At 73.9% G+C, this 7,838-nt stretch carries 3 protein-coding genes; all 3 read right to left on the bottom strand.

What is annotated here, in order from left to right:
* On the bottom strand, window positions 1-1,981 hold a 1,981-nt coding region (locus GA0115242_RS36835; RefSeq protein ID WP_370672348.1), incomplete at its 3' end, for a type I polyketide synthase.
* 53 nt (window positions 1,982-2,034) lie between these two features.
* On the bottom strand, window positions 2,035-4,278 hold the full coding sequence (locus GA0115242_RS42145) for a type I polyketide synthase (RefSeq protein ID WP_256089841.1): 2,244 nt from the start codon (window positions 4,276-4,278) through the stop codon (window positions 2,035-2,037).
* Window positions 4,196-7,838, bottom strand: a 3,643-nt coding sequence (locus tag GA0115242_RS42150) for a type I polyketide synthase (protein WP_370672349.1), incomplete at its 5' end; no start/stop codon positions are given. The genes GA0115242_RS42150 and GA0115242_RS42145, both read right to left, overlap by 83 nt.

Below are 7,838 nucleotides of genomic sequence, written 5' to 3' on the forward strand. Positions count from 1 at the left end.
GCACACCCCACGACTCCAACAACCGGAACAACGCCACCTCGAACGCGAACAACGCCGGCTGCGCGAACCCCGTCTCCCCCAGCGACCCCGCCCCGGCCGACCCCTCCCCCGCCGTCATCAACGACACCACCGAACGCCCCACATACGGCTCAAGCGCCGCATCCACCTCCGCCAGCACCTTCCCGAACAGAGGGAAAGCAGCCGCCAGTTCACTCCCCATGCCCGCCCGCTGAGCACCCTGCCCCGAGAACACGAACCCGGTCCGCCCCGACGAACGCACCCCCCGCACCACACCACCGCCCGCGCCACCCGCCGCCAGCGACTCCAGCCCCGCGACCAACTCACCCCGATCCCCGCCGACGACGGCCGCACGGTGGATGAAGTGGCTGCGGGTCGTGGCCAGGGAGTGGGCCAGGTCGAGGACGGGCACGTCGTCGCGGCCGGCCACCGCGAGGAGCCTGCGGGCCTGCTCGGTCAGCGCCTGCGGTGTCCGCGCGGACAGCAGCCAGGGGACCGGCGGGGCATCGGTGCGCGGCTGCTCACGGCGGACGGCCGGTGCGGCCTCGTCGTCCGCGGTGTCCGACGGCTCGTCCGGCGGCGCCTGTTCGAGGATGACGTGGGCGTTGGTGCCGCCGAAGCCGAAGGAGGAGACGGCGGAGCGGCGGGGCCGGCCGGTCCGCGGCCACGGGGTCTCCCGTGTGAGGAGTTCGACGGCACCGGAGTCCCAGTCCACGTACGGGGAGCGCTCCTCGGCGTGCAGCGTCCTGGGCAGGACACCGTGGCGCATCGCCTGCACCATCTTGATCACACCGCCCACCCCCGCAGCCGCCTGGGCATGACCGATGTTCGACTTCAACGACCCGAGCAGCAGCGGCCGTTCACGCTCCTGCCCGTACGTGGCCAGCAGCGCCTGCGCCTCGATCGGATCTCCCAGACGCGTTCCGGTCCCGTGTGCCTCCACGGCGTCGACGTCCGCGGGCGACAGACCCGCGCTCGCCAACGCGCCCCGGATCACCCGCTCCTGAGCGGGACCGTTGGGAGCCGTCAACCCGTTGCTCGCGCCGTCCTGGTTCACCGCCGAACCCCGCACCACCGCCAGCACCCGGTGACCATTGCGCCGCGCGTCCGACAACCGCTCCACCAGAAGCAGTCCCACACCCTCCGACCAGCCCGTCCCGTCCGCCCCGGCGGAGAACGACTTGCACCGGCCGTCCGCGGAGAGGCCGCGCAGCCGGGAGAACTCGACGAACGCCACCGGGGTGGACATGATGGTGACCCCGCCGGCCAGGGCGAGATCGCACTCCCCCGCCCGCAGCGCGTTCGCCGCCAGGTGCAGGGCGACGAGCGACGACGAGCACGCCGTGTCCACCGTCACCGCGGGGCCCTCGAAACCGAAGGTGTACGACAGCCGGCCGCAGGCGATGCTCCCGGCGCTGCCGCTGAACAGGTAGCCTTCCGCGCCGTCCGGCGGGAGGTGCGGTCGGGACCCGTAGTCGTTGTACATGGCGCCGGTGAAGACGCCGGTGCGGGAGCCCCGCAACGCGCCCGGGTCGAGTCCCGCGCTCTCCACCAACTCCCAGGCCGTCTCCAGCAGCAGACGCTGCTGCGGGTCCGTGGCCATCGCCTCACGCGGCGACATCCCGAAGAACTCACGGTCGAACAGATCCGCGTCGTGCAGGAACCCACCGTGCCGGCTGTACGACGTACCCGCCCGATCCGGATCAGGGTCGTACAACCCCTCCAGATCCCACCCCCGGTTCGACGGAAACTCCGACACCGCGTCCACACCACCCCGCACCAGACCCCACAGATCCTCGGGCGAAGCCACCCCACCCGGGAATCGGCACGCCATCCCCACGATGGCGATCGGCTCCCGTTGCCGGTCCTCGGTCTCGCGCAGCTTCCTGCGCGCGTCGCGCGCGTCCGAAATGGCCCGCTTGAGGTAGTCGCGGAGCTTCCCCTCGTCCGCCATGGCTGTCAACTCCTGCGTGTCGTGTGGTCGATGGCATCGGGTGGCGCCGGGGCGCCGCGCGCTCAGTCGAGTTCGTCGACGAGGGCGAACAACTCCTCGTCCGAGGCGGTCTCCAGGAGGCCGTCCGGGTCGTCGGCGGTCCCGTCCGGCCGGAGGGCGCCGTGCGCGAGGTCCGCCGCGTCGAGCAGGTCGCGCAGTTGTGCGGTGATGCGCTGGTAGGTCGCGGCGTCGGAGGCGGATTCCTCGATCGCCGACCTGAGCCTGGACAGCTCGGTCAGGACCGGCTCGCCCTGGGGTGTCTCGGCCACGAGCCCGGTCAGCAGGTGGGCCGCGAGCGCCCTGGGGGTGGGATGGTCGAAGACGGTGGTGGTGGGCAGCCGCAGTCCGGTCGCCGCGTTGAGGTGGTTGCGGAGTTCGACGCCGGTCAGCGAGTCGAAGCCGAGTTCCGTGAAGGCGCTGTCGGCGTCGATCTCCGCGCTGTGGTGGCCGAGTACCGAGGCGACCCGGGCGCTCACCAGGGCGGTGAGGGTGCGTTCGCGTTCCGCGGTGGTCATCGGGGCGAGCCGCCGCGCGAGTGCCTCTCCGCCGTTGTCGTCGGCGGACGCGGTGGCGGTGGACCCGCGGGGCGCGGTGGCGGGGACCAGGGCCCGCAGCAGCGGTGGGACGGGGGCGCCCGAGGCCCGGAGTCCCGCGATGTCGAGGCGGCTGACGCCGAGCACCGGCTCGCCGGTGGCGGGCGCGGCGTCGAACAGGTCCATGGCGTCGTCGGCGGCCAGCGGCAGCAGGCCCGAGCGGGCGAGTCGGCGCAGGTCCGCGTCGCCGAGGTGGCCGGCGATGGAGTCGGTTCCCGCCCAGAGTCCCCAGGCGAGGGAGAGTCCGGGCAGTCCCTGGGCCCGGCGGTGCGCGGCCAACGCGTCCAAGTAGGCGTTGCCCGCAGCGTAGTTGGCCTGACCCGCCGTCCCCAGCAACCCCGCGACCGACGAATACACCACGAACGCGTCCAGACCCGACCCGCGCGTCAACTCGTGCAGATGCCACGCCGCATCGACCTTCGCCCGCAGCACACCGTCCAACCGCTCCACCGTCAGACCGTCGAACGGCACATCGTCCAGCACACCCGCCGCATGCACCACCGCACCCAACGGATCCCCCGCACCGAACCGCCCCACCACCTCAGCCAACGCCGAACGATCCGCCACATCCACAGCGGCGAACCCCACCACGGCCCCCGCGGACCGCAACTCCCCGGCCAACTCCTGCGCACCCGGCGCATCCCCACCACGCCGACTCACCAACAACAGCCGCCGCACACCGTGCCGCTCCACCAGATGCCGCGCGACGATGGTGCCGAGCGCTCCGGTGGCGCCGGTGACCAGGACGGTGCCGCGGTCCCAGCGCGGGGTGTCCTCGCCCGGGGTCGTGGCGGGCTGTGCCGTCGGCCTGGCCCGGACCAGCCGTGGGACCAGGGGCCGGGCGGCGCGCACGGCGATCTGGGGTTCGTGGCGGTGGGTGGCCAGGGCGGGCAGGGTGGCGTCGGCGGTGCCGTCGGTGTCGAGGAGCACGATGCGGCCGGGGTTCTCGGTCTGCGCGGACCGCAGCAGGCCCCACACCGGGGCGTGCGCGAGATCGGTGACGTCCTCCTCGGGGCCGGTCGCGACGGCGCCCCGGGTCACCACGGCGAGCCGGGCGTCGGCGAGCCGCGGATCGGCCAGCAGGGTCTGCACGTCCGTCAGCACGCGATGGGTGGCGTCCCGCAGCACGGCGGGCAGTTCCTCCCCCGCGGCCGGCCGCGCGGAGACGGTGAGCAGCACGCCGGAGGGGGCGGGCTCGCCCCGGTCCAGCTCCCGGACGAGCGCCGCGACGTCGGGACGGACGCGAGTCGGGGCGTCGAGCAGCGCGGGTACGACGGACGTCTCGTCCCCGAGGACGATCCAGTCGGCCGGGTCGGCGGTGCCGTCCGGTGTGTCCGGCAGGGGGATCCAGTCGAGGCGCAGCAGGCCGTCCGCGGCGCCGGACGCGCGGAGCGCCCCGGCGGACAGCGGGCGCAGGGTGAGCGCGTCGACGGCCGCGACGGGCGTGCCCGTGCCGTCGGCCACGGTGAGGCGGACCGTGGGTGAGGCTCCGTCGACGTCCTGCCGCGCGAGGCGGACCCGCAGGGTCGTGGCCCCCCGGGTCTCCACCGTGACGCCCGACCAGGCGAAGGGGAGCAGGGAGCGGCCCTCCTCACCGGTGACCCCCCGGGAGCAGGGGGTGCAGCGCCGCGTCGAGCAGCGCGGGGTCGAGGACGAACCGGGCGGCCTCGGCACGCCGTTCCTCGTCCAGGGCGACCTCGGCGCAGAGGCCGGTCTCCGTGGTCCACAGTCCGCGCAGGTTGCGGAAGGCCGGGCCGTAGGCGTAGCCGTGTTCCGCGAGCCGCTCGTAGACGCCGGTGAGGTCCGTCTCGACCGCGCCGGGGGGCGGCCAGTCCGTCAGGTCGTCCGTGGGCGGCCTGTCGGCGGCGGTGCCGAGGCGGCCTTCGGCGTGCAGGGTCCAGGCGCCGTCGTCGTCGCCCGCCATGCCGGTGGGCCGGGAGTAGACCCGTACCGGGCGTCCGCCGCCGTTGTCGGTCGCTCCGGCGACGAGTTGGACCTGTACCGCGCCGTGTCCGGGCAGGATCAGGGGCTCCGCAAGCGTCAGGTCGTCGACGCCGGGGGTGCCGAGCTGTTCACCGGCCTGGAGGACGAGGTCGAGGAGGCCGGTGCCGGGCAGCAGGACGACACCGCCGACGGCGTGCTCGGCCAGCCAGGGGTGGGTGCGGACGGACAGCCTGCCGGTGATGACGTGTTCGTCGCGGTCCGCGAGGGAGACGGCCGCGCCGAGCAGCGGGTGACCGGTGGCGGTCAGGCCGAGTCCGGCGGCGTCCCGGTCCGGCGTGGCGGGGTCCTGGATCCAGTACCGCTGGTGCTGGAAGGCGTATCCGGGCAGGTCGACGGCGCGGGCCCCGGGGAAGACGGCGTCCCAGGCCAGGTCGGCGCCGCGGGCGGCCAGCAGGCCGAGGGCGGCGGCGAACACCTGGTCGTCGTCGCGGCCCCGGCGCAGGGCGGGGGCGAGCGCGCCCGTCCCGGTGGGGAGCGCGTCCACGACGAGCGTGGTGAGGACGCCGTCCGGTCCGAGTTCCAGCCATTCGGTGACGCCTTCGGCCGCCAGCAGCCGGACGCCGTCGAGGAAGCGGACCGTGCCGCGTATGTGCGCCACCCAGTAGCCGGGGGAGGTGAGTTGTTCGGTCGTCGCGAGCTCCCCGGTGACGTTGGAGACGATCGGGATGCGCGGCGGGTGGAAGGTGAGCCCCTCGGCGACGGCCCTGAACTCCGCCAGCACCTCGTCCATGTGGGACGAGTGGAAGGCGTGGCTGACGGTGAGGCGCTTGGTGCGGCTGCCGCGCTCCGCCCACAGGGCGGTGAGGGCGTCGACCGCGGACGCGTCACCGGAGATCACGGTGGAGCGGGGGCCGTTGACGGCGGCGACGCCCACGCTGTCGCCGTGTCCGGCGAGAGTGGCGCGGACCTCCTCCTCCGTCGCCTCGATGGCCGCCATCGCCCCGCCCTCGCGGGCGGCCTGCATCAGCCGGCCGCGCTCGCTGACCAGACGGCAGGCGTCGGGCAGGTCGAGGACTCCGGACAGGTGGGCCGCCGTCACCTCGCCGACGGAGTGGCCGATCAGGTAGTCGGGGGTGAGTCCGTGGTGTTCGGCCAGCCGGAAGAGAGCGGTCTCGACGGCGAACAGCGCGACCTGGGTGTAGGCCGTCAGGTCGAGCAGGGCGGAGTCGGCGGAGTCCTCGGCGGCGAAGACCACGTCCTTGAGGGGGCGTTCGAGGAACGGGTCGAGGTGGGCCGCGACCTCGTCGAGCGCGGCGGCGAACACCGGGGAGGACGCGTACAGTCCGCGGCTCATGCCGGGGCGTTGCGAGCCCTGTCCGGTGAGGAGGAAGGCGGTCCTGCCGCGGGGTGTGCGGCCCGCGTGGACGACGGCGGGTGAGGGTTCGTCGTCGGCGAGGGCCGTCAGCGCGGTGCGCAGGGCGTCCCGGTCGCCGGCGAGGACGGCGGCGGCGTGGCTGTGCAGGGCCCGGGTGGTGGCCAGGGAGTGGCCGAGGTCGCCGAGCCGGGTGTCGGGGTGGGTGTCGAGGTGGGCGGCGAGCCGTGCCGCCTGGGCCTTGAGCGCGCGGGGGCCGCGGGCGGAGACGAGGAAGGGTGCGACGGGCAGCGCGGCCGGCGGGGCGGGTTCGTCCTCGGTGGGTGCGGTGTCGTGGTCGGGGCCCTGTTCGAGGATGACGTGGGCGTTGGTGCCGCTGATGCCGAAGGAGGAGACGGCGGAGCGGCGGGGCCGGTCGGTCCGTGGCCACGGGGTCTCCCGTGTGAGGAGTTCGACGGCACCGGAGTCCCAGTCCACGTACGGGGAGCGCTCCTCCGCGTGCAGCGTCCTGGGCAGGACACCGTGGCGCATCGCCTGCACCATCTTGATCACACCGCCCACACCCGCAGCCGCCTGGGCATGACCGATGTTCGACTTCAACGAGCCCAGCAGCAGCGGCCGTTCACGCTCCTGGCCGTAGGTGGCCAGCAGCGCCTGCGCCTCGATCGGATCACCCAGACGCGTCCCCGTCCCGTGCGCCTCCACGGCGTCGACGTCCGCGGGCGACAGACCCGCGCTCGCCAACGCGCCCCGGATCACCCGCTCCTGCGCGGGACCGTTGGGAGCCGTCAACCCGTTGCTCGCGCCGTCCTGGTTCACCGCCGAACCCCGCACCACCGCCAGCACCCGGTGACCGTTGCGCCGCGCGTCCGACAACCGCTCCACCAGGAGCAGTCCCACACCCTCCGACCAGCCCGTCCCGTCCGCCCCGGCGGAGAACGACTTGCACCGGCCGTCGGGGGCGAGTCCCTTCTGCCGGGCGAACTCGACGAAGGCGACCGGGGTGGACATGACGGTGACTCCGCCGGCCAGGGCGAGGTCGCACTCCCCGGCGCGGAGGGCGTTCGCCGCCAGGTGCAGGGCGACCAGGGACGACGAGCACGCCGTGTCCACCGTCACCGCGGGGCCCTCGAAGCCGAAGGTGTACGACAGCCGGCCGGAGACGACGCTGGAGAGGTTGCCCGCCAGCAGGAAGCCCTCGTACTCGGCCGGGCTGGCGGAGAGCCGGGAGGCGTAGTCGTCGTACATGGCGCCGGTGAAGACGCCGGTGCGGGAGCCCCGCAACGCGCCCGGGTCGAGTCCCGCGCTCTCCACCAACTCCCAGGCCGTCTCCAGCAGCAGACGCTGCTGCGGGTCCGTGGCCATGGCCTCACGCGGCGACATCCCGAAGAACTCACGGTCGAACAGATCCGCGTCGTGCAGGAACCCACCGTGCCGGCTGTACGACGTACCCGCCCGATCCGGATCAGGGTCGTACAACCCCTCCAGATCCCACCCCCGGTTCGACGGAAACTCCGACACCGCGTCCACACCACCCCGCACCAGACCCCACAGGTCCTCGGGCGAGGCCACCCCGCCCGGGAACCGGCACGCCATCCCCACGATGGCGATCGGGTCGTCGGCGACGGCGGCGGCGCGGGGTTCGGGTCGGTCGGTGGCGGGCCGGGTGCCGGGCAGCCGGGAGAGGAGGAAGTCGGCCAGTGCCATGGCCGAGGGGTGGTCGAAGACGGCGGTGGTGGGCAGCCGCAGCCCGGTCGCCGTGTTGAGGCGGTTGCGGAGTTCGACGCCGGCGAGGGAGTCGAATCCGAGGTCCTTGAAGGCGCGTCGCGGGTCGAGCGTGCCGGCTTCGGCGTGGCCGAGGACGGATGCCACGGTGCTCCGCACCAGGTCGTGGACCGTTTCGTGGCGTGTCTGCGGG

The organism is Streptomyces sp. SolWspMP-5a-2, assembly GCF_900091845.1.
Classification (GTDB): domain Bacteria; phylum Actinomycetota; class Actinomycetes; order Streptomycetales; family Streptomycetaceae; genus Streptomyces; species Streptomyces doudnae.